The organism is Streptomyces melanosporofaciens, assembly GCF_900105695.1.
Classification (GTDB): domain Bacteria; phylum Actinomycetota; class Actinomycetes; order Streptomycetales; family Streptomycetaceae; genus Streptomyces; species Streptomyces antimycoticus.
Window position 1 is genome coordinate 7,285,589 of the sequence record NZ_FNST01000002.1, and the last position, 20,947, is coordinate 7,306,535.

Genomic DNA, 20,947 nt, shown 5'->3' on the forward strand with positions numbered 1-20,947 from the left:
TCATCGATCCGCTCCGCCGCCAGCCGGTGGTACATCTCCTGGACGGTGCGGCCCTCGGATCTGAAGTGCTCGGCCAGCAGCTCGTGCACCGCGTCCCAGTCGTCCGGACGCGCGGCCAGCCGCCACAGCAGCAGCCGGCGCGGCCAGGGGTGGAGGGCCGGGGTCACCGTGCCCGGGCTGTGCAGCAGCCAGCGGCCGCGGACCTCGCCGAACAGCGAGTCGCCCGAGCCCAGCAGCCGGGTGCCGATGGACAGATCGCGGGCCGCCGCGCACTCCTCCAGCGCCGCCCGCTGCATGGGGTCGAACCCGCGCAGCAGATGATCCAGGGCGGCCTCCACCAGCGTCCGGGGGTCCTCGCCCTCCCGCGGCGTACGGTCCGGCAGGGTGCGCAGCCAGCGGTCCTGCTCGGCGCCGTCCTCGATGGGCACGGTCGAATGCCGGAACAGCTCCAGGACCTGGCTGACCGCCCGGGGAGCCCCGCGGTCAGCCGGTGGATGAAGGGCGCGAGCCGGGCGAACGGCGCGAGGTCGGGATGGTGGCGCAGCTCCAGCTCGATCCGGATGCGCACCTCGTCCAGATTGAGATCGCGCAGCCGCAGCGGATACCACCAGGTGTCATCGCTGTCCCGGCCCGGCCGGTGCTCCGTCCAGTCCGTGAGGGAGGCCCGGTCCGGGCCGCGCAGCCGCCAGGGCCACTGATCGCCGGTGGCCGGGCCCCAGCGGGGCAGCCACCGGTTGGAGCTGGCCACGACGGTGAGCGGATCGCAGTCGGTGCCCGCCACCACGGCGTCGTCATGGCGGGCCCGGATCAGCAGATCGAGGAAGCGACGGCCGTACTCCGTATGGGAGTTGTCGAGCAGCAGCAGATAGGAGCGGGGCATGAAGGAGTGGCGCACATTGCCGCGCATGTCCTCCAGCAGGGCCGAGAACAGCACCCGGTCCAGCCGCTCCTGATCGTCCTCGTCCCCGTCGTGGCGCCACAGGTTGAGCTCGACCAGCGCCTCCCACGGATCCCGGCTCTGCAGCAGCGGATGGCCGCCGTACCAGGCGGCGCTGCTGGTGAACTTGCGGCCCGGCAGCCGCCTCCGGCCGCGCCGCAGCGCGTCCCGCAGCAGCGCGAGCGCCGCCGTGGAGGCGCCGTCGGGGGCGCCCACCGCGCCTCCGGCCACCTCGAAGAAGGCGGCGAGATAGTCGCCGTAACGCGCCTCCGCCCGCTCCTGGAACGCGTCCAGCTCCCGCCGGATGTTGCGCCGCCCCTCCGCCAGGCTCGTCATGCGCAGCTGGTGGTCCGAGGCGAGCAGACCGAGGGTCAGCCGCGGGAAGTGGGAGCGGCGGTAGCGCGGCAGCTTGCGCTCCAGCTGGCGGGCGAGCAGCGCCAGCGCGTACCGCGGCAGCAGGCTCTGCTCACCGCCGAGATTGATATACGCGAACGGCGTCTCGGGCCCGAACTTCTCCATCAGCGCGCCATGGGCCTCGCTGGCCCCGCTGCCGCGCGGCCCCAGCAGCATGATCACCGGCCGCTCGTCCGTGGGCCCCAGTCTGAGACACTCTCCGACCAGACTGATGATCCCGCTGCGGCCTCTTAAGCCCACACCCATTCCGGATTCCGCCACGTGCCCCCGTCCCCCCGTCGGCCCCCCGTCGGCAACTCGGGGGGTCTTTACCCACGTTCGCCCCTTCTATAGCCGACCGCTCCCAACGTACCCCGGGTACGGCCGATGCCGACATCCCCTTTACCGGCCACGCGCCGCAGTCCGCTCAGCGGCGGAAGATCTCCAGCCGGGTGGGCGCCGGCCGGTCCGGTGCGGGCAGGGTGAGGCCGCGGCTCCCCGGGGTGATCGACCCCAGCACGCTGGCATGGCGGGCGCCGGTGCAGCTCGGCGCCGTACCGGCCAGCCCATGGGCGGTCAGAAAGGCGAGGACGGCGAAGGCGTACGCCTCCTTCGCCGCCGCCGGAAGGCCGAGTTCATCGGAGGTCCGCAGCGCGATGGCGCCCAGCTGCCGGCGCAACGCCCCCATCAGGGTGGGGTTGCGGGTGCCGCCGCCCGAGGCGAGCACCTCGGTGGCGTGCACCGACCGCACCGCGTCGGCGACGGTACGGGCCGTCAGCTCGGTGACGGTGGCGACCACGTCATCGTCCGGCACCGGGCCCGCGGCGGCCAGCGCCGCCCGCAGATAGGACCCGTGGAACAGCTCCTTGCCGGTCGTCTTGGGTGCGGGCAGCGCATAGTACGGCTCGGCCAGCAGCCGCTCCAGCAGCGGCTCGTGGACGGTGCCGCGCGCCGCCATGGCGCCGTCCGCGTCATGGTCGAGGCGGCCGTCCGTCAGATCGCGGACCGCCGCGTCGATGAGCGCGTTGGCCGGGCCGGTGTCGAAGGCCAGCGGATCGCCGGCGCTCGACACCACCGTGATGTTGGCGATCCCGCCCAGGTTCAGGGCGGCGCACACACCGGGCCGCCCGCGCAGCCACAGGGCGTCCACCAGGCTGACCAGGGGAGCGCCCTGGCCGCCCGCGGCCACATCACGGGTGCGCAGATCGGAGACGACCGGGCAGCCGGTGGCCTCGGCGATCCAGGCGGGCTGGCCGAGCTGCAGTGTTCCGTGCACCCGCCCGCCCTCGGCCCAGTGGTACACCGTCTGACCGTGGGAGCCGATGAGGTCCGCGCGCCCCTGGAACAGCTCCCGGTCGGCGCGGGCCGCGAGCGCGGCGAACGCCTGGCCGATACGGGTGTCGAGGGCGCACACGTCCTTCATGGTGGTGGCCGCCGGGGGCAGCGCGGCGCTCAGCGCCGACCGCAGCGCCTGCGGATACGCCTCGCTGACCAGCCCCAGCGGCACCAGCACCACGGTGTCGCCGTCGAGCACCAGATCGGCTGCCGCGGCGTCGACCGCGTCATGGGACGTGCCCGACATCAGGCCGATCACGCGCATGGTGTCTCCTCCTCCGTCTCGGCGGCCTTCCCCGCCCGCGCCACCTCGGGCAGTGCGCCGCGGTGGTCCTCCCCGCGCAGGGTGAACAGTGCGAGCACGCTGATGGCGCAGGTCACCGTCACGTAGTAGGCCGGGATGTCGACCTCGCCGGTGCGCTTGATCACCTCGGTGATGATGAGCCCCGCGCATCCGGAGAACACCGCGTTGGACAGCGCGTACGCCAGCCCAAGGCCCGTATAGCGGACCCGGGTCGGGAACATCTCGGCGAGCATGGCCGGACCCGGCCCCGCCATCAGGCCCACCACCACGCCCGCGACGAAGACCGCCGCCCCCTGGACCCACGCCGAACTGTCCGGCTCCTGCAACACATTGAGCAGCGGGAAGGCCAGCACCGCCACCAGCGCGGCCCCGGTCAGCATCACCGGCCGCCGCCCGATCCGGTCGCTGAGCAGGCCCGCCGGGAGGATGGAGAGCGCGAAGCCCGCGTTGGCCACCACGGTGGCGACCAGCGCCTGCTGGAAGGTGGCGTTCAAGGTGGCCTGCAGATACGACGGCATGACGACCAGGAAGGTGTAACCGGCCGCCGCCCAGCCCATGATGCGCGCGGCCCCCATGACGATGGCCCCGGCCATCTCACGCGGGTCCGCCACCCGCTCCGGTGCGGCGGACGGTGCCCCGGAGCCCGGCGCGGGGCCGGTCTCCCCGTCCGCCGCCGCGCGGAAGAACGGGGTCTCCTCCAGCCTCAGCCGCAGCCACAGGGCGACCAGCCCGATCGGCAGGGTCGCCAGGAACGGCAACCGCCATCCCCAGTCGCCCAGCGACTCCTCGCTCATCACGGTGGCCAGCAGCGCCGCCACACCGGCCCCGGCCAGCAGCCCCAGCGCCACGGTGAACGACTGCCACGCCCCGTACAGCCCGCGGCGGCCCGGTGGCGCGAACTCCGTCATGATCGACACGGCACCGCCGAACTCCCCGCCCGCGGACAGCCCCTGGAGGATCCGCAACAGGGTGAGCAGCCAGGGCGCGGCCGCGCCCAGCGTGTCGTACGTGGGCAGCACTCCGATGAGCGTCGTGGCGCCGGTCATCAGCAGCAGCACCAGGATCAGCGTGGGCCGGCGGCCGATCCGGTCGCCCACCCGGCCGAAGACGGCGGCGCCGATGGGGCGGAAGAAGAACGCGATCCCGAAGGAGGCATAGGTCTTGACCAGGCCCTCGAGCTCGGTGCCGCCGTGCGGGGTGAAGAAGTTCGCCGCGATGATCGTCGCGAAGAAGCCGTAGACACCGAATTCGTACCACTCGATGAAGTTGCCGACCGAACCGGCCACCAGCGCACGGCGCGGGGCCCGCCCGGCGGCACGCTCTCGGGGATCCGCTGGGGACGTCGTCACTTTCGGGCCCTTTCGCCGTCACCGCCAAGGGGAACGTGATGTGCGTACCCGTTGGCGGCGGCGGTTACCGGTGCGAGCGCGGCTCCAGTGGTGCGCGAGGTCCTGGCGGAACGCCTGCCCTCGCGACGTGCGTCATCGTCACCGGAGCCGCCGACGGCCGGGCGGGTCAGCCGCGCAGCATCGCGTTGCACTCCCGCTGCAGCGCGATGTCCTGCCACATCGGGTGCTGGGGCGCCGCGTTGGAGCACACCACCGCGCCCCACGCGCCCACCCGTGCCGACTCCTCGACGGCGCGGCGGCAGAACGCGGCCCCCACCGGGCCCTCCTCGAAGGTCCCGTGCAGCGGGGTGTAGCCGATCCAGCCCTCGCCGAAGACCAGCGGGACCCCGCTCCCGGCCGCCCAGTCCGCGGCCGCCTCGATCCAGGTGACCAGCCGCTGCTCCATCGCCAGACGGTGCATGGCATAGCGGTCGTAGAGCCAGGCGTCCCAGCGGTCGGGGTCGCACCAGTCGTGGACGTAGATCTCCCGGGGGCCGACCGTGGTGGCCTCCAGCCGCCAGAGATCGCCGGGCGGAGGAGCCCAGTCGGCCAGATCGGGGGCGCCGGGGCGCAGCAGCTCGCGGCGGACCGGCTCCTGGGCGAAGGGGCGGCCCCGGTCGCGGATGGCGAAGGTGGCCAGGAGCTCGTCCAGCACCCCGTAGACGTAAGGGTGGAAGACCGCCACATCCACGTCCCGGGGGACCCCGCGCAGCGAACCGACCGGCACCTTGGCGTAGTTGACCGTGACGGGCCGGTTGGGGTGGCGCTCCTTGAAGCGCGCGATGCCCCGCTCCAGCCGTGGCCGCAGGGCGACGACCTTGTCCTGGCCCTCCAGCCCCTCGGTGAGCCGGCTGCCCTGAACCTCGTTGTGCAGCTCGGTGAAGGCGATCCGGTCGTCCAGACCGTGGATCACCAGGAAGTCGATCAGATCGGCCAGCGCGTCCGCGAGCGCCTCGGCGCGCCGCTCGGGATCGACGGCCATCAGCGCGTCGAACCAGGCGCGGTCCTCGCCGAACGACGGGCTCTGCTGGTACTCCCAGCTGGAGAGGATCACGAAGCAGTCATGGCGCAGGGCCGCCTCGAACAGCTCGCGCAGCCAGGCCCGTCCGTCGATCTCGCCCCCGCCGCCCACGTCGTACCAGCGCATCCGCTGCCCGTACGCGCCGCCCAGCCCCGACGGCCGCAACTTGCCGGTGTCGAGCCGGGAGCCGAAGAGCAGGAACGGCATGGCGCAGATGCGCACCGTGTTGTAGCCGCGCGCCACGGCCTCCTCGAAGGCGCGGTCGAGGTCGGCGAAGGGCTCGCCCGGGCCGGTGCGGGTGTACCAGCTGAAGTCCCACAGCGAGATGGTCAGTTTGTCCGGCAGATGCGGCGACAGCGTCACAGGGGGCTCCCCGCGGTCGGCGGCTCGGCGATGAGAGACCGGTTCATCGTCCGGGGGTCCCAAACGGACTGTCAAGATGTATTCATAAATAATGGCCAGCGCTGGTGCGGTGGGATTTCCGCCCCGTTCCTCCAGCCTTCCCAGGAAGAGAACACCTCATGGCGCGTCATCCGGAACCGGGACGCGCCCGGCGCTGAGGCCGTCGGCGCCCACCGGACCTCGCCCCGCGAGGTCCGTACTACGGTCGCCTCCGGCTCCTCAGGCGATCCAGCCGTAGCCGGGCCGCGGCCTGCGCGGGGCCGGGGGCGCGCCCACGCTCTCCAGGTCCCGCTCGGCGGCGTGCACGAGCTGCTGCCCCAGGTCGCTGAGCGCCCGCGCGGCGGCGAGCTCATCGCCGATCACGGGCACGTCCTCGTCGTCCGGGTTGCACCGGGCCAGTCCCCGGCCGGTGAGCGCCGCGGCCCCGGTGTCCAGCTCGACGCGCGCCGTGGTCCGTCCCTCGTCCTCGGAGAGGTAGAGATGGACCCTCCACTCCACTGTGTGCGACATGGTCTGCTCCTCATCTTCCGGCGGCCGCCTCTGGTGGCTGTGGCTGCCTTCTGGCGACCGCGCACCCCGCGCAGGCGGCCGGAGCCGCTCAGCGGCGGTTCCTGCCGGACCACGCGGGTTCCACCACCTTCCACTCTGCCTCCCATCGCGCGTACCGCCTGCGGTCCAGGGCCCGCCGGACCCGGGACCGCCCCGTGAGCGCGACCGCGGCCACCGCGGCGGCGGTGACACAGCCGGTGAACCAGCCCATGGTGCGCGCGGTCGCCGGGGAGGAGGGCGCCTGCGCCAGGGCGCCCTCGCGGTTCACCCAGACCCGTACCTCGCCCCCCGAGGCGCCGCCCGACACCGTGGCGGTGCCCGTATGGCGCTCACCGTCGTCGGCGACCCAGCGCACCCGCGCCTGCCGCGGCTCCCGCACATCGGTGTGGTCCGGCCCGGGCGGAGCCTCGGCGAGCCGCGCGGTGATCTGGTGCCGCGCCGAGGTCTCGGCGGCCACGACGCGCATCTGGGAGGCGTGCGCCGCGTACCCCGCGCTGATCGCGGCGGCCGGCAGCCCGACCGCGAGGATCAGCACGAGCAGCACGGTGCACCAGGTCTGGATCCGGTCCGTCCGGCGGCGCAGCGGATTGGGACCCCTGGCCGGACGCCCGGGCAGGGGCGGACGCGGCCCGAATACGCGTCGCGGTCCGTGGGTGTTCATGGTCTGGCCTCCAGCGAGTGCTGACACCGGCGCGCTCTCGCACCGGTGTCGGGGTCAGGAGCGCGGGGCGGGCCGATAGGCGCCGGGCACCATCCGTGCGCTGATCGCCGTGCGGTTGTAGGCGTTGATCACGACGGCGGCCCAGATCACCGCCGTCACCTGCGGTTCGTCGAATACCTCGCGGGCCGCCGCGTAGACCTCGTCCGGCACGTGGCCGTCCTGGACGGAGGTCACCGCCTCGGCCAGCGCGAGCGCGGCCCGCTCCCGCTCGGTGAAGAACGGGGTCTCCCGCCAGGCGCCGAGGGTGTGGATCCGCTGCTCGGTCTCGCCCTGGGCGCGGGCGTCCTTGGTGTGCATGTCCAGGCAGAAGGCGCAGCCGTTGAGCTGCGAGGCGCGGATGCGCACCAGCTCCAGCAGCTCCGGCTCGACCCCCGCGTCCTGGCCCGCCCGCACCGCCGCCCGGTGCAGCTCGCCCATCGCGGCGGAGACCTCGGGGGCGAGGCCCTTCAGATCCAGCCGGGCGGTGGTGCGGGCCGGGGTGGTCGTCGTCATCGGTGAACTCCGTTCGTCGAAACCAGGGGATCGGCAGCGCTGTCGAGCCAGGTCTGCCAGGAGGCGGCGCGCAGCGCCGGGCCCGCCCGCAGCGGACGGCCCAGCCAGGCGGTCACCGGGCGGATTCCGTGCACCGCGTTGACCAGCCACACCTCACGGCCGTCCAGCTCCTGCACGGTGCGGTTGCGGTGCTCGGTGCGGACGCCCAGCTCGGCCGCCCGGTCCTGGATCAGGGCCGAGGTCACGCCCGCCAGCAGCGGAAGCCCCGGAGGCGGCAGACACAGGACGTCGTCCTCCCACCACAGAACGCTCGCCGTCGTCCCCTCCAGCACCAGCCCGGAGGGGGTGGTGAGCATCAGCTCCTGCGCGCCCCGGGCGGCGGCCCGCTCGCGCAGATGCGCCAGCAGGGGGAGGTCGGGGCCCTTACGGCGGGGATGCGACCGCGGATCGAACTCCTCGGTCAGGCATACGGTCACATTGGCCGTCCGCGGCGGCGCCGGGCGTATCCGCAGGAACAGCCGGGCCGGCTCCGGACCGGCCAGCTCGACCCGTGGGAACCAGCGCTCGGTACGGGGCAGGGCGGCGATCGCGTCGCGCCAGAAGCTCTCGATCCGGGCGGGGGAGTCGCCGGACGCCTCGACGCACCCGGCGACGAACCGGCGGCGGTGGTGGTCGAGCCCGCGCACCCGCCCGTCGTCGACCAGCCAGGAATCGGCGGCCAGCAGGGCGGCGTCCGGCACCGCCCGGGAGGGCATCAGCCCGCCGTCCTCGCGCCACATCAGCGTCCACTGCTTCTGGTCCGACGCGTCGGCGTGACCGATGTTCTGTGCAGCGACCATGTCCGCTTCCAGTCTCCGTCCCGATGATGTCCGAAGCTGCTTCCGGTGTTTCCGGTGTCCGATGCGTGCTTTCCCGTGTCCGTGGCCCGGTGTCCGATGTGCGGATGTCCGGCCGGATTCCTAGCCGCGCTCGCTGGATTGCCGGTCAATAGCCGCGCGCCGGGCCGCCCCGGGGGCCGTAAGGAGCGCGTTCCAGCCACTCCCCGCAGCGGGGGACCACGGGGGACAGGGTCGCCGCCGCCCGCTGGGCCGCCCGCTTGAGCGGCCGGGGCCGCAGATGGTCCAGGGCCGCCCCGGCGGCCTCGCTGTTGTGCAGGGCCGCGCTCCGGCGGGCGGCGGCGTACCCGGCCACCGCCGCGGGTCTCCGGGACGGCTCGGAGCATGCCGCCGACACCGCCTCGGCCGCCGCGACGGCGTCCACGATCCCGCTGTTCATCCCGCGCGCCCCGAAGGGCGGGAACAGATGCGCGGCCTCACCGGCCAGCAGCACCCGGCCCGACGGATCGGCGAACGACGCGGCCACCTTGCGCAGGAAGTGGTACCGCGACACCCACAGCACCCGGTGGGCGCAGTCCTCGCCCACCAGCCGGGGCAGCCAGCGGCGGACCGCCGTCTCGGTGCCGAAGCACTCCGGCGGATCGTCCGCGCGGCACTGCAGATCGATCTGGAAGCCCCCGGTGAACGGCACCCGCAGCACGGTGCGGCCGCCGGTGCCGGGGTGCTCGTAGTGGAAGACCCGCTCGACCGGCAGGTCCCCGCCGGCCGGATCCGCCACGTCCACGACCACGTGATATCCCTCGGACCGGGTGCCCACCAGCGGGATGTCCAGCGCCTTGCGCACCCCCGAACGGGCCCCGTCGGCGGCGATCACATGACCGGCCGTCCAGCTTCCGCCGTCCTTCGCGGTCACCGTCACCTCGTCGCCGTCCGAGCGCACCCCGTGCACCTCGGCGCCGAAGCGGAACTCCACGCCCGCCTCCGTGCACGCCTCGAAGAGGAACCGCTCGGTGTCCACCTGACGCAGGCTGGTGAACGGGGGCAGTGCCGCGGCGGCGTCCCCGGAAACCCCGGCCGCGGAAACCCCGTCTCCGCGGCCCGCGTCTCCGTGGCCCCTGCCTTCGTGGCCCCCGTCTCCGGCGACCCGCGGAAAGGTCCGCGCGAACACCTCACGGCCGCGGTAGAGGGTGCGCCGGGTGTGCCAGGTCGTCCCGTACGCCGCGATCCGCGCGCCCAGCCCCGGGCGGGCCCGCTCCAGCAGCCGCAGCGACCGCCGGTGGACGAACAGCGCGCGGCTCCCGGCCCGCACCCGGTCCCGCGCCCCGGCCTCCAGCACCGTGACCGGCAGCCCGGCCGCGCGCAGGCTGAGCGCCGCCGTCATCCCGACCGGTCCGGCGCCCACCACCAGAACCGGCCCGCGCTCCTTCCGCGCCGCCATGTCAGCCACCGACCGGGGCGGTGGACAGGGTGGGCAGTTCACCCGCGGCGAGCAGCCGGGCGATCTCCAGCCGCTTGATCTTCCAGGTGCCGGTGCGCGGCAGATCCTCGAAGCGGCACTGCACCGGCTCGGCCAGCGCCGGAAGATCCCCGGTCGCCTCCCGCCAGCGGTCGGGGTCCAGCGGCTGGTCCCCCGGGTGCACACCACCGGCACCGGCTCCCGCTCCGGACCGTGGACGATGACCACCTCCCGGAGGTCGGCGATCCGCGACAGCAGTTCGTCCTCCACCTCCAGATTGCTGTCCACGGTGGCGATCTGGTCCACCTCGCGGTCCAGCAGATACAGCGCGCCCCACCGGTCGCGGTAGCCCATGTCGCCCATCCGCCACCAGCCCCGGTCCACCTGCCGGGCGTAACTCTCCGGCGCGCCGAGGTAGGTGAGGATCCGGCCGCGGGTGCGGGCCTCGATGGCCCCCGTCGTCCCCGGCGGGCAGGTGCGGCCCCGCTCGTCCACCACCCGGACCCGGGTGAAGCCGGGGATGCCGGTGCCCACCCGCCGCGCCTGCACCCGGTCCGCGCCCCGCCGGGTGTACCAGCAAAACGCGATGGGCCCGGTCTCGCTCTGCCCGTACAACTGCGTCAGCCGGGGGTCGCGGCGCCGGGAGGCGGCGAGCAGCCGCCGCACCGCACGGGGGTGGATGGCGTCGAAGGTGGAGCCGTACGCCCGGACGTTGGACAGTGGCCCGTCCGGCGCGTCGGCCAGGTCCTCCCACAGCACATAGGTGTTGGGATGTGTCTCGACGATGCCGGGGCGGTGTGCCGCCAGCAGCGGGCCGGCGTGGGCCGGGTCGGGGTCGACGAGCAGCAGCAGCGGACTGCCGAAGTGCAGCAGCACACCCAGCAGATGGTAGAAGCGGGAGTGCGCGAACGACATGTGGAGCGCGGCCGGTTCCCGGCGGGTGGCCCGGCCCAGCGCCTGCTGCGGCACCAGCCGGTTCCACATGGTGTGCGGGCAGTGCACGGCCAGCTTCGGTATGCCGGTGGTCCCCGAGCTGTGAGTGATCAGCGAGGGCTCGCCGGGATGGAGCCGGATGGCCGGGCGGCGCGGCACCCCGGCGAGCGCGGTCAGCGCGATGGTGTTCCCGGGCGCTTCGTCCACCGTCAGCACGCCCCGGGCCAGGGTGGTGTCCACCGCGCTGAGCGTGGACTCCAGCGTCGCCCGGTCGGTGATCAGCCAGGGGGCGTGCAGCCGGTCCAGCAGCACCGCGGCCACCTGTCCGTCCAGCGAGGGCGACAGCAGCGCAGGGACCGCGCCGATCCGGGAGACCGCACAGGTCAGCAGCACGATGTCGACGTTGTCGCCCTTGAGGATCGCCACATGCTCGCTCGGGCGGACCCCCGCCGACCACAGCCGGGCGGCCAGATCGTCGACCAGATCGGCCAGTTCGGTGTACCCGAGGTCGGTACCGGCCCCGGGGGCGACGTCCAGTGGCCGGTCCAGGGTCACCCTGACCCTGCCGTGGCGGGCCGCGGCCTCCTGGAACATCAGCCCCAGATAGAACCCGCGCTCGGGGAGCAGCCGCTGCAACATATCGAGGTCCTCATCGTTCGAAGTCGGTCGGGAGGCCGTGCGCCCAGGCGCGGCCGTGGGGTCCGCGGCGCGTCACCAGCGGCCCGTGCGGACGACATGGCGCCGCAGCTTCCCCGTCGGGGTGCGTGGCAGCGAGGCCACCAGGCGCACGGTGCGCGGCGCCTTGTAGGCGGCGAGCCGCCGCCGGGCCAGCGCGACCAGATCGGCCGTCAGCGTCTCCTCGTCGGCCGCCCGGCCACCCGGGTCGGCAGCCGGTACGACATAGGCGCGCAGCCGGGTCGCGCCCCGCTCGTCGGGGACGGCCGCCACCGCCACCTCCCGCACCGCCGGGTGCTGCCGCAGCACCTCCTCGACCTCCAGCGGCGACACGGTGATCCCGCCGACCATCTCCAGGTCGTCGACCCGGCCCAGATGGCGATAGGTCCCGTCGCGCTCGCGCCGGGCCCGGTCCCGAGTGGCGAGCCAACCGCCGTCCCCCGGGCGGCCGGTGGCCACCGTCGGACCCCGCACCCACAGCTCGCCCTCGGCGGTGCCGTCGGTCCCGTCCGCCACCACGGCGCCCTCGTGGTCCCGTAACTCCAGCTCGAAGCGCGGCACCGGACGGCCGAGGGTGCCGGGCGTGTTGTCCCACACCGTGTTGGCGCAGAAGGCGTGGCCCGCCTCGGTGGAGCCGATCTGCTCCAGCACCGGCGCGCCGAGCAGCTCACCGACCCGCTCGCCGAGGGCGGGCGGCAGTCCCTCGCCCGCGCTGACCGCCGCGCGGACGGAGGCGAAGCGGGCCGTGTGGCCGGTGCCGCGCTCGTCCACCAGGGCGGCGTACGAGGACGGCACCGAGTACAGCAGGGTCACCCGGTGCCGGGCCACGAGGTCGTCGATGAGGGCCGGTCCGGGGCGGTCCGCGGTCAGCACCGCGGCCGACCCCGAGAAGAGAGGGAAGGCGAAGGCGTTCCCGAAGCCGTAGGCGTAGAACAGCTTGGACACCGAGAACGACACGTCCGCGGGGCCGATGTCGAGCACCTCCTGCCCGACCAGATCGTGATAGGCGGCCACATCGCCATGGCTGTGGGTCACCGCCTTGGGGCGGCCGGTGGTCCCGGAGGTGTACTGGAGGCACAGCGAGGTGGCGGCCGTCACCGGTTTCGCCGCCGGGGCCGGGGCCGCCGCGCCCAGGGTGGCGGGCGGGCCGGTCAGGGCCGACAGCTGGTCGGCGCCGAGCCAGGGGACGCCCTCGAAGTGGTCCTGGAGATCGGGGCCCGAGACGGCCAGCGCGGTGCGTGAGTCCTCGGCCATGAAGCGGTGGTCGTCCGCGGTGAGCGCGGGATTGACCAGCACCGCCGTCGCGCCCAGCCGGGCGGCGGCCAGGAACGTGGTCACCCACACGATGCCGTCGGGTAATGCGAGCAGCACCCGGTCACCGGGGGCCACTCCCCGGCCCGCCAGCACGGTGGCGGCGCGCTCGGCGCGGTCGTGGACCTCGCCGTGGGTCCAGGCCCGGTGGCCCTCGAAGAAGGCGGCCCGGCCGGACCAGCCGCGGCGGTCCGCGAGCGCCGCGAGATGCGCGGCGACATTGGCGGAGACCGTGGGGCCGGTGGGCAGGGGCGGGGAGGACATCGAAGCGGCGGACACCGAAGCGGCGGACACCGAGAGGGCGGTCACCGGCCGGGCTCCTTCGCCGCGGGGGCCGGTGGCGCCGTGGCGGCGGCCACCAGCAGGTCGTCGATCTCCCCGGCGGGCTCCGCGTCGGGCACGGGCTCCACGGCCTCGTAGGCACGCATGGTGGCAGCGGTCTTCAGCAGCATTTCCTCGTACTCCTCGGCCGGATCGGAATCGAGCACGATGGCGCCGCCCGCGCCGATGTGCATCCGGCCGCTGGTGAACACGGCCGTACGGATGACGATGTTGAGGTCGGCCGCGCCGTTGCAGCTCAGGTAGCCGAGCGCCCCGGAGTAGACACCGCGGGCCTCGGTCTCCAGCGAGTCGATGAGCTCCAGCGTGCGCAGTTTGGGGGCGCCGGTCATGGAGCCGCCCGGGAAGCAGGCCCGGACGCAGTCGACGGCGCTCGTCTCCTGGCGCAGCCGGCCCCGCACGGTGGAGACGAGCTGGTGGACGGTGGCATAGGTCTCGGTGTTCATCAGGCGCGGCACATACACGCTGCCCGGTGCGCACACCCGCCCCAGATCGTTGCGGAGCAGGTCCACGATCATCAGGTTCTCGGCGCGGGCCTTGGGGCTGGAGGCCAGGGCGGCGAGCGCCCGCGCGTCCTGTTCCGGGCCCGTGCCGCGCGGGGCGGTGCCCTTGATCGGCTTGGCCTCGGCGGTGCCGTCGGGGGTGATGCGCAGAAAGCGCTCGGGGGAGGCGCAGGCCACATCGGTGCCGCCGAACCGCAGATAGGCGGCGTACGGCGCCGGATTGGACCGCCGCAGGGCCCGATAGAAGGCGTAGCTGTCGCTCGGGGCGGGCAGCCAGGCGGCGTTGGTCAGGCAGATCTCATAACTCGCCCCGGCGCGCAGCTCCCGCAGACACGCCTCGATCGAGGCCAGATACCGCTCCCGGTCCCGCACCAGCCAGGGCTCCACGGCGGCCGTGGTGGTGAGGGCGGGCGGCCGCGGGGCGGGGCCGGTGAGCGTCGGCACCCCGCTGAGCACGGTCACGGTGGTGTCCAGCCAGTCCTTCGCCTCCCGGTGGCCCTCGGGGGTGTCCTCGGTGAGGCAGCAGATGTAGGTGACGCCCTCCTGGTGGTCGACCGCGACGAACCGGTCGGCGAAGAGCCAGCAGGCGTCCGGGGTGGCGGACCGATGGCGGCCCGGGGCGCCGCAGTCGGCCTTGAGCTCGTAGCCGAAGTAGCCCACATAGCCGCCGGTGAAGTCGAAGGGGAGACCGGGGGCGGTCACCCGGCGGCGGGCCAGCTCCCGTTCGAGGTAGTCGAAGACGCCGCCCTCGACCCGGACGGCGGGCCGTCCCGCCCGCTCGACCTCGCAGACGCCCGTATCGGTGTCGTAGCGGACGAACTCGGCGAGCGGACCGGTGCCGTCCCCGAGGAAGGAGAAGCGCGCCTCGCCGGACTCGGCGCGCGAGCTGTCGAGCCAGAACGCGTGCGGCGCCTTCGCGTACAGCCGGGTGAAGGCCGCCTCGGTGTCGGTGGCATCGGCCAGCCACCGGGCGTGCAGCCGGTAGGCGGGGCCTTCCGGGGACGACGGCGCCGGGGCGCCCTCCTCGGGGTCGAGCCGCGCCAATTCCGCTCGGGGGTCCGCCTCGGGGGGCTGCGGGGAGCCCGGGGCGGAGGAAGGTCCCGCGGCCGGTTCGGCGGCGGTACGGGTGCGGCGCGGTTCCTCGGCGGAGGCGGGCGCCACGGTCGAGGTCACCGACTCGCCATTGGCGTGCTCGATGGTCAGATCGCGGAAGTTGCTGAGCATGCGATGGCCGTATCCGGTCAGCACCGACTCCGGGTGGAACTGCACGCCCCACAGCGGACGGGCCCGGTGCCGCACCCCCATCAGCACACCGTCCTCGGACCAGGCGATGCCCTGCAGCCCCAGCGGCAACGGCTCGGCCACGCACAGCGAGTGATAGCGAACGGCCGTGAAGTCCTGCGGCAGACCGCGGAAGAGCCCGCGCCCGCCGTGTCTGATCCGGGACAGATGCCCGTGCTTCGGTTCGGGCGCGGGCACCACCCGCGCCTGGGCGCCGAGCGCGATCCCCTGGTGCCCCAGGCACACCCCCAGCACCGGAATGGCCGACCGCTCGATCAGCCGGGCGGTGGCGCCGAAGTCCCGCGGATCGGCCGGATGCCCGGGGCCGGGGAGAGCACGATGTTGTCGAACGCGGTCAGATCGATGTCCGCGCATTCCGGCGCGTCATGGAGAAGCACCTCCGGTTCCTCGCCGTTGACCTCGGTCAGCAGATGAAAGAGGTTGTACGTGTACGAGTCGTGATGATCGACGAGGAGTGTCCTCAGCGATTCCATCCGGATTTGCCTCCTTGCGATGAGAAAACCGGCCGGGGATCACCCGTCCCGGTCGTCGGGCCGTGGCGCGTCGCTCACCTACCGGCGAGCGCGCGGGCCGTCGGCCACCATCCGCCTGTGACGTCCTCGTATCGACTGAAGCGGCGGGTGGAGCCACTTCTTCAAAATCCGCTGCAGCCGTGGCATGACCAGCCAGGTCACCATCGCGGTCACACCAAGACACAGAGCCAGGGTCCGCAGCAGGAAATTGGTGTCCTTGATGAACGGGATCACCAGCACATTGAAGATGAGGACCGGCGGGAAGACCGCGCTCAGATTCACCAGCCACAGCTTCCATTTGGGTGGTGGCGGCAGCGGCCGCACCGGCCCCTTGAACCAGTTCTCCAGTCCCGAGGTGCGCTGTGTTCCCTTTTCCTGGACGAAGGGCCCGGTCCGGGATGCCCATCGCGCACGTTCCAGCGAGGAATCCCATGCCCTTGCCGGGCCTTCCGCTTCGAACCGGTAGAGGACATGCCACTCCGAGGACGCCGAACCGGATCCCATGACCCCGCCTCCGAGATATCCCGGAAGGCGTGCCGCGGCATTGAGCATCTCGATCGCCCAGGCATAGAATTCGCTTTCGCGGCCGGGGTCCACCCGGTATGCGGCAGTCACCGTGACCGGCTCACTGTCCACTCCAGCCGCAACTCCTTTCCGCACCATGACGTTTGCCTTCTCCACGGTGCCGACCTGCGAGAACTGCCAACTTCCCGTCAGGTCCACCCGGCGAGATGACACGAAGTGTTCCACACCGTGCGATCGGGAACAGTGAAATGCTCAACAACGTACATAAAAACTCGAAAAGTCCGCCGTGACCTGGGCGTTATCTGCGATCCGGCGTTCTCGAGGCATGCGGCAGGGCCGCCGAAAAAGAATCTGCGCGCGCATTGAACATGACGAAGCGCCGGGCCGTATGAAACATAATGCGGCCCGGCGCTCCTCGTCGCTTTCGGTCAATCGCTCAGCCGAGCACCTTCTCCAGCGCGGCCAGCGCCCCCTCCAGCTCCTCACGGGTGATGGTCAGCGGCGGTGCCAGCCGGATCGTCGACCCATGGGTGTCCTTGACCAGGATCCCCTCGGCCATCAGCCGCTCGCTCACCTCGCGCCCGGTGCCGAGGGCGGGGTCCACATCGACACCCGCCCACAGCCCGCGGCAGCGGTAGCCCACGACGCCCTTGCCGGTCAGCGTGGCCAGCCCGGCCCTCAGTACCTCGCCCAACTCGGTGGCGCGGCGCTGGAATTCGCCGGTGCGCAGCAGGTCGACCACGGCCGAGCCGACCGCCGCGGCCAGCGGATTGCCGCCGAAGGTGGAGCCGTGCTCGCCGGGGCCCAGCACGCCGAGCACCGCACGGTCGGCCACCACCGCCGACACCGGCACGATGCCGCCGCCCAGCGCCTTGCCGAGCAGCAGCACATCCGGCATCACCGACTCGTGCTCGACGGCCAGGGTAGTGCCGGTGCGGCCCAGGCCGGACTGGATCTCATCGGCGATGAACAGCGTCCCGGTGCGCCGGGTCAGCTCGCGCACCCCGCGCAGATAGCCGTCGTCGGGGATGACGACGCCCGCCTCGCCCTGGATCGGCTCGATGAGCACCGCCGCCGTGGTCTCGTCGACGGCGGCCTCCAGCGCCGCGAGGTCGTTGTACGGCACGACGCGGAAGCCCGGGGCGAACGGGCCGAAGCCGTCGCGGGCGACGGGGTCGCTGGAGAAGCCGACGATCGTCGTCGTACGGCCATGGAAGTTGTCGGCCGCCACCACGATGGTGGCCTGGTCCGGGGCGACGCCCTTGACCTCGTACGCCCACTTGCGGGCGACCTTGATCCCGCTCTCCACCGCCTCCGCGCCGGTGTTCATGGGCAGCACCATGGAGAGTCCGGTGAGCTCCGCGACCCCCTCGGCGAACCCGGCCAGCCGGTCGTTGTGGAAGGCCCGCGAGGTCAGGGTGAGCTGGTCGAGCTGACGGTGGGCCGCCTCGATGAGCGCCGGGTGGCGGTGGCCGAAGTTGAGCGCCGAGTAGCCGGCCAGCATGTCGAGATAGCGGCGCCCCTCGACGTCCCAGACCCAGGTGCCCTCGGCGCGGGCGACGACCACGGGCAGCGGATGGTAGTTGTGCGCGAGCGAGGACTCCTCGGCGCGGATCAGCTCCCGCGACGAGCGGGCGGCACGGGCGCCGTCCGCCGCGGCGGCGGGGGAACCGGAGGCGGTGGGGGTGGTGGCGGTCATCAGCGGATCTCCTGTGTGCAGCACTTGATGCCCCCGCCGGCCTTGTGCAGTTCCGACAGGTCGACGGGGACGGGGACGTAACCGCGGTCGGTGAGCTGGTCGATGAGGCCGGTGGCCCGGGGGGCGACGAAGACATGGCGGCCGTCGGAGACGGAGTTGAGCCCGAAGGCCATGGCGTCGTCGCGGGTGGCGATCAGCGCGTCGGGGTAGAGCCGCTCCAGCACCTCACGGCTGCCGGGGGAGAACGCCTCCGGGTAGTAGGCGATGTTCTGGTCGTCGAGGACGAACAGCGCGGTGTCCAGGTGGTAGAAGTACGGGTCCACCAGCAGCAGGCTGATGGTCGGCACCCCGAAGAACTCCTGCACTTCCTGGTGGGCCGCCCGGGTGGTGCGAAAGCCGGTGCCCGCCAGGACGAAGGGCCCGGCCGGCACCAGGTCGCCCTCGCCCTCGCACACCGACTCCGGCGGATGGACGTCGAAACCGTTGGCCTTGAACCACCGCTCGTAGGCGAGCTGCTCCGGCCGTCGCTGCGGGGCGTGGAATCGCGAGCCGAAGACCCGGCCCTCCAGGACGAGGGCCGAGTTCGCCGCGAACACCATGTCCGGCAGCCCTGGCACCGGCTCGATGAATTCGACCCGATGGCCGTGGTCGCGGTAGGCGCCGATCAGCGTCTCCCATTGCGCCCGGGCGAGGTCGGTATCGACCTCGGTGTCCTCACGCATCCAGGGATTGATGGCATACCGCACATCGAAAAATCTGGGGGCACAGGTCAAGAAGCGCCTGGGGCGCGGCACACGCGTAAGGGACACGGAGGATTCCTCTCGCTTCCGCGGGCGACCGGGGGATGAATCAACGGTAGAAAACGGAGGAGAGGGGAGACAAGAAAGGAAAACTGCGTGTAGGCGCACCGATGCTGCGTGCTGTGGCCGTCTGGCGGCGGTTCATTGCGTCGCGGTCGCGGGAGGCGCCGAACCGGCCTCCGGACTGCCTGTGAGCAGGTGGGACAGCACCATGTAGCTGATCGTCTGGCGGACGAACGGTTCGGCCCGGATGCGCTCCAGCACCTCCTCGAAGTGCTCCACGTCGGTGGCCATGACATGCAGCAGGGCGTCCGCGCCGCCGGTCACCGTCATGGCCGCGATGATCTCCGGATAGTTGCGCACGACCTCCGCGAGGCGCCGGGGTGGTGCGGCGCTGTCGCAGTACACCTCGACATACGCCTCGGTCCGCCAGCCGAGGGCGGCCGGGCGCACCGTGGTGGTGAAGCCGGTGATCACATCGGTCTCGCGCATCCGGTCGACCCGGCGTTTGACCGCCGAGGCGGAGAGCCCGATCGCGGCGCCGATCTCGGTGAAGCTGGTCCTGGCGTTTTCCACCAGTGCCGCGACGATCTTGCGGTCCAGATCGTCGAACAGTGGGGACGGGTGCGTCATCTTTTGTCGTCCTTTACGGTTTTTGCCCCATAAGGTAAAGGGCTCTTCCGCGCTTTCAAACCGCCCCATACTCATTGAATGCCTGGGGCGCCTTTTTCTGTACGCTCTTTCAGAAAGATTCCACAACAGGGGGGCGTGAACCGGGGCGCGAGCCCCTTCTTTCCAGGGGTCGCGCGGCACGGGCTCCGGGGGTACAACAGCGGTGCGCCGGACCGGCCGAATCCACCTCGGTGATGCGGATACCACCTACCGGCCCATGTCCCGGCGGGCGTACCGTCATCTATTCCACCCATCCTTTCCGAAAGATGAGCGACTCCCGAACGGAGACGGCTCACCATCCAACGGGGAAAGGCTTCGAGTACGCCCAACGCCGCGCCGTACGCGCCGAATTCGACGGTGAACCGATTCCGGCCCACCGACGGTGCCACCGCGCTTTCGGCGACACGCCGTACCGGCGGGTCCGTACTCCGGTGCGAGCGAAAGGGACCACCGTCATGACTCTTTCCAGATGCGGCAGGGCGTCGTGAGCCCGCGCGGCCACCCCTCCCGCCCGGCTCCGGGCGGCTCCCGGAACGCCCGGGACACCGTCGTCACCGGCCTGGGCTTCTGCCTTCCGGGCGGCGCCGAACCCGTCTTCACCGCGGCCCAGGTGTGGGACATCGCCTCCCGGGGCCGCACCGTCCTCGGCCGGCACGACAGCCACTACGGCTCGGTCCATCTGACGGCCGGGCAGTTCGAGGAGCGACTCCCCGACATCCCCGAATTCTTCTCCCGCCACTACACCAACGCCCATCGGTACGGCCTGGTCTCCCTCGTCGAGGCGTGCGCCGACGCCGAACTCGACTTGGCCGCGGGCGATCTGTGCGAGGCGGCCCTGCTCGTCGGCCGCGGCAGCGTGGACGCCAATGTGGACAGCTATCTCACCCTGCTCGGCATCGACCCCGACTCCGCCACCACCCTCGACGCCCTGGAGATGTTCGTCGCGGCCGAACAGGCCGTATCCCCCTCCGACGTGGCCGTCGTCCAGGGCGCGCTGACCCGGACCATCGGTCCCTGCTTCACCGTGTCCTGCGGCTGCTCCTCCACCGCCGTGCAGATCGGCAACGCCCGCCGCCTCATCGCGACCGGCGAGACCGACCTCGCGGTGGTGACCGGCGTCGACGTCTTCAACGTCGGCCTGATCGAAAAGGGTCAGCGGCTGCTGCGCGGTGCCCAGCACGCCCACGAGGGCATGGACGCCGCCGCAATGCCCGATCTGCTGCCGTCCTTCGACTCCCTCATGCGCCCCTACGACCGGCGCGCCGACTGCATCAACCACGGCGAGGGATCCGCCACCGTGATCCTGGAGAGCCGGGAACACGCCGCCCGCCGCGGCGCCCACCTCTACGGCCAGGTGCTCGCCGCCGCCATGACCCGCGACGGCCTGGCCAACCCGCTGGCCGCCGACCACACCGGTGCGCAGCTCGCGCGGGCCGTCCGCCTCTGCCTGGGCGACCGCTGGCGGATCGAGCAGGTGCCGTACATCAACGGCGCCAGCGACGGCGGTGCCGCTGTCACCGCCATGGAGGCCAACGCCGTCCGCGAGCTCTACGGCCCCGACTCCACCGTGCTGCTGTCCTCCCAGGAAGGTTGCTTTGGCCACCACGGAGCGGCCTCCGGCTGCGTGGGCCTCGCCCTGACCCTGATGATGATGGAGTTCGGCGAGGTGTGCCCCACGGCCAACTGCGAACAGCCCGCGGACGGGCTCTCGTTCGACCCCGTCCCCGGCACCCGCACCCGTCCCCTCGACTTCGACCATGCGCTCAGCTTCAACTACCAGATCGGTGGCGTGAAGCACGCGATGCTGCTGGGCGGCCCGGACGCCATCTGAGTCCGTACACC

15 protein-coding genes and 2 pseudogenes are annotated in these 20,947 nt (G+C 72.4%); 1 reads left to right on the forward strand and 16 read right to left on the reverse strand.

Annotated elements, in window-relative coordinates; translation table 11 throughout:
- Positions 1–163 precede the first annotated feature (163 nt).
- The 16 genes and pseudogenes from BLV72_RS34340 to BLV72_RS34415 form a co-directional block, all read right to left on the reverse strand.
- Positions 164–1,513, reverse strand: a complete 1,350-nt coding sequence (locus BLV72_RS34340) for a hypothetical protein (RefSeq protein WP_244321145.1) — start codon at positions 1,511–1,513, stop codon at positions 164–166.
- Positions 1,514–1,757: 244 nt separating this feature from the next.
- Positions 1,758–2,930, reverse strand: coding sequence for an anhydro-N-acetylmuramic acid kinase (locus BLV72_RS34345; RefSeq protein ID WP_093467249.1), 1,173 nt, complete (start codon positions 2,928–2,930; stop codon positions 1,758–1,760).
- Positions 2,921–4,318, reverse strand: coding sequence for an MFS transporter (locus tag BLV72_RS34350; protein ID WP_093467251.1), 1,398 nt, complete (start codon positions 4,316–4,318; stop codon positions 2,921–2,923). Before BLV72_RS34350 ends, BLV72_RS34345 begins: the two co-directional genes overlap by 10 nt.
- Before the next feature lie 166 nt (positions 4,319–4,484).
- Complete coding sequence (locus tag BLV72_RS34355) at positions 4,485–5,741, reverse strand: cellulase-like family protein (RefSeq protein ID WP_093467252.1); 1,257 nt, start codon at positions 5,739–5,741, stop codon at positions 4,485–4,487.
- A 258-nt stretch (positions 5,742–5,999) separates the two neighbouring features.
- Positions 6,000–6,290, reverse strand: a complete 291-nt coding sequence (locus BLV72_RS34360; RefSeq protein ID WP_093467254.1) for a DUF1876 domain-containing protein — start codon at positions 6,288–6,290, stop codon at positions 6,000–6,002.
- A gap of 88 nt (positions 6,291–6,378) precedes the next feature.
- Entirely contained in the window at positions 6,379–6,990 is a 612-nt protein-coding gene (locus BLV72_RS34365) for an Rv1733c family protein (protein ID WP_093467255.1), read from the reverse strand.
- Between the two features lie 54 nt (positions 6,991–7,044).
- Entirely contained in the window at positions 7,045–7,542 is a 498-nt protein-coding gene (locus tag BLV72_RS34370; RefSeq protein WP_093467257.1) for a carboxymuconolactone decarboxylase family protein, read from the reverse strand.
- Positions 7,539–8,381: an aminotransferase class IV gene (locus tag BLV72_RS34375; RefSeq protein WP_208905820.1), complete on the reverse strand. Its 843-nt coding sequence runs from the start codon at positions 8,379–8,381 to the stop codon at positions 7,539–7,541. Before BLV72_RS34375 ends, BLV72_RS34370 begins: the two co-directional genes overlap by 4 nt.
- Positions 8,382–8,526: 145 nt before the next feature.
- A complete protein-coding gene (locus BLV72_RS34380; protein WP_093467258.1) occupies positions 8,527–9,816 on the reverse strand; it encodes an FAD-dependent oxidoreductase in 1,290 nt (429 codons plus the stop codon).
- 492 nt (positions 9,817–10,308) lie between these two features.
- Positions 10,309–11,406: pseudogene (locus BLV72_RS34385) on the reverse strand (AMP-binding protein); the annotation flags it as partial.
- A gap of 72 nt (positions 11,407–11,478) precedes the next feature.
- Positions 11,479–13,017: an AMP-binding protein gene (locus BLV72_RS34390; protein ID WP_093470718.1), complete on the reverse strand. Its 1,539-nt coding sequence runs from the start codon at positions 13,015–13,017 to the stop codon at positions 11,479–11,481.
- 41 nt (positions 13,018–13,058) lie between these two features.
- Positions 13,059–15,370: pseudogene (pabB, locus tag BLV72_RS34395) on the reverse strand (aminodeoxychorismate synthase component I).
- A 78-nt stretch (positions 15,371–15,448) separates the two neighbouring features.
- Entirely contained in the window at positions 15,449–16,045 is a 597-nt protein-coding gene (locus BLV72_RS34400) for a putative antibiotic biosynthesis monooxygenase (RefSeq protein ID WP_093467260.1), read from the reverse strand.
- A 325-nt stretch (positions 16,046–16,370) separates the two neighbouring features.
- A complete protein-coding gene (gene rocD, locus BLV72_RS34405; protein WP_093467261.1) occupies positions 16,371–17,633 on the reverse strand; it encodes an ornithine--oxo-acid transaminase in 1,263 nt (420 codons plus the stop codon).
- Positions 17,633–18,442, reverse strand: a complete 810-nt coding sequence (gene ddaH, locus BLV72_RS34410; protein WP_093467263.1) for a dimethylargininase — start codon at positions 18,440–18,442, stop codon at positions 17,633–17,635. The genes rocD and ddaH overlap by 1 nt, the downstream gene beginning before the upstream one ends.
- Positions 18,443–18,574: 132 nt before the next feature.
- Entirely contained in the window at positions 18,575–19,066 is a 492-nt protein-coding gene (locus BLV72_RS34415) for an Lrp/AsnC family transcriptional regulator (RefSeq protein WP_059144637.1), read from the reverse strand.
- Between the two features lie 508 nt (positions 19,067–19,574).
- Between BLV72_RS34415 and BLV72_RS34420 the strand changes: the two genes are divergently transcribed.
- Complete coding sequence (locus BLV72_RS34420) at positions 19,575–20,936, forward strand: beta-ketoacyl synthase N-terminal-like domain-containing protein (protein ID WP_244321146.1); 1,362 nt, start codon at positions 19,575–19,577, stop codon at positions 20,934–20,936.
- Positions 20,937–20,947: the final 11 nt, after the last annotated feature.

Excerpts from the sequence above, each read along its gene's own strand:
- BLV72_RS34345 (WP_093467249.1), bottom strand. The coding sequence starts at position 2,930 with ATGCGCGTGATCGGCCTGATGTCGGGCACGTCCCATGACGCGGTCGAC.
- BLV72_RS34360 (WP_093467254.1), bottom strand. The coding sequence starts at position 6,290 with ATGTCGCACACAGTGGAGTGGAGGGTCCATCTCTACCTCTCCGAGGAC.
- BLV72_RS34365 (WP_093467255.1), bottom strand. The coding sequence starts at position 6,990 with ATGAACACCCACGGACCGCGACGCGTATTCGGGCCGCGTCCGCCCCTG.
- BLV72_RS34370 (WP_093467257.1), bottom strand. The coding sequence starts at position 7,542 with ATGACGACGACCACCCCGGCCCGCACCACCGCCCGGCTGGATCTGAAG.
- BLV72_RS34375 (WP_208905820.1), bottom strand. The coding sequence starts at position 8,381 with ATGGTCGCTGCACAGAACATCGGTCACGCCGACGCGTCGGACCAGAAG.
- BLV72_RS34380 (WP_093467258.1), bottom strand. The coding sequence starts at position 9,816 with ATGGCGGCGCGGAAGGAGCGCGGGCCGGTTCTGGTGGTGGGCGCCGGA.
- BLV72_RS34390 (WP_093470718.1), bottom strand. The coding sequence starts at position 13,017 with ATGTCCTCCCCGCCCCTGCCCACCGGCCCCACGGTCTCCGCCAATGTC.
- rocD (WP_093467261.1), bottom strand. The coding sequence starts at position 17,633 with ATGACCGCCACCACCCCCACCGCCTCCGGTTCCCCCGCCGCCGCGGCG.
- BLV72_RS34415 (WP_059144637.1), bottom strand. The coding sequence starts at position 19,066 with ATGACGCACCCGTCCCCACTGTTCGACGATCTGGACCGCAAGATCGTC.
- BLV72_RS34420 (WP_244321146.1), top strand. The coding sequence starts at position 19,575 with ATGCGGCAGGGCGTCGTGAGCCCGCGCGGCCACCCCTCCCGCCCGGCT.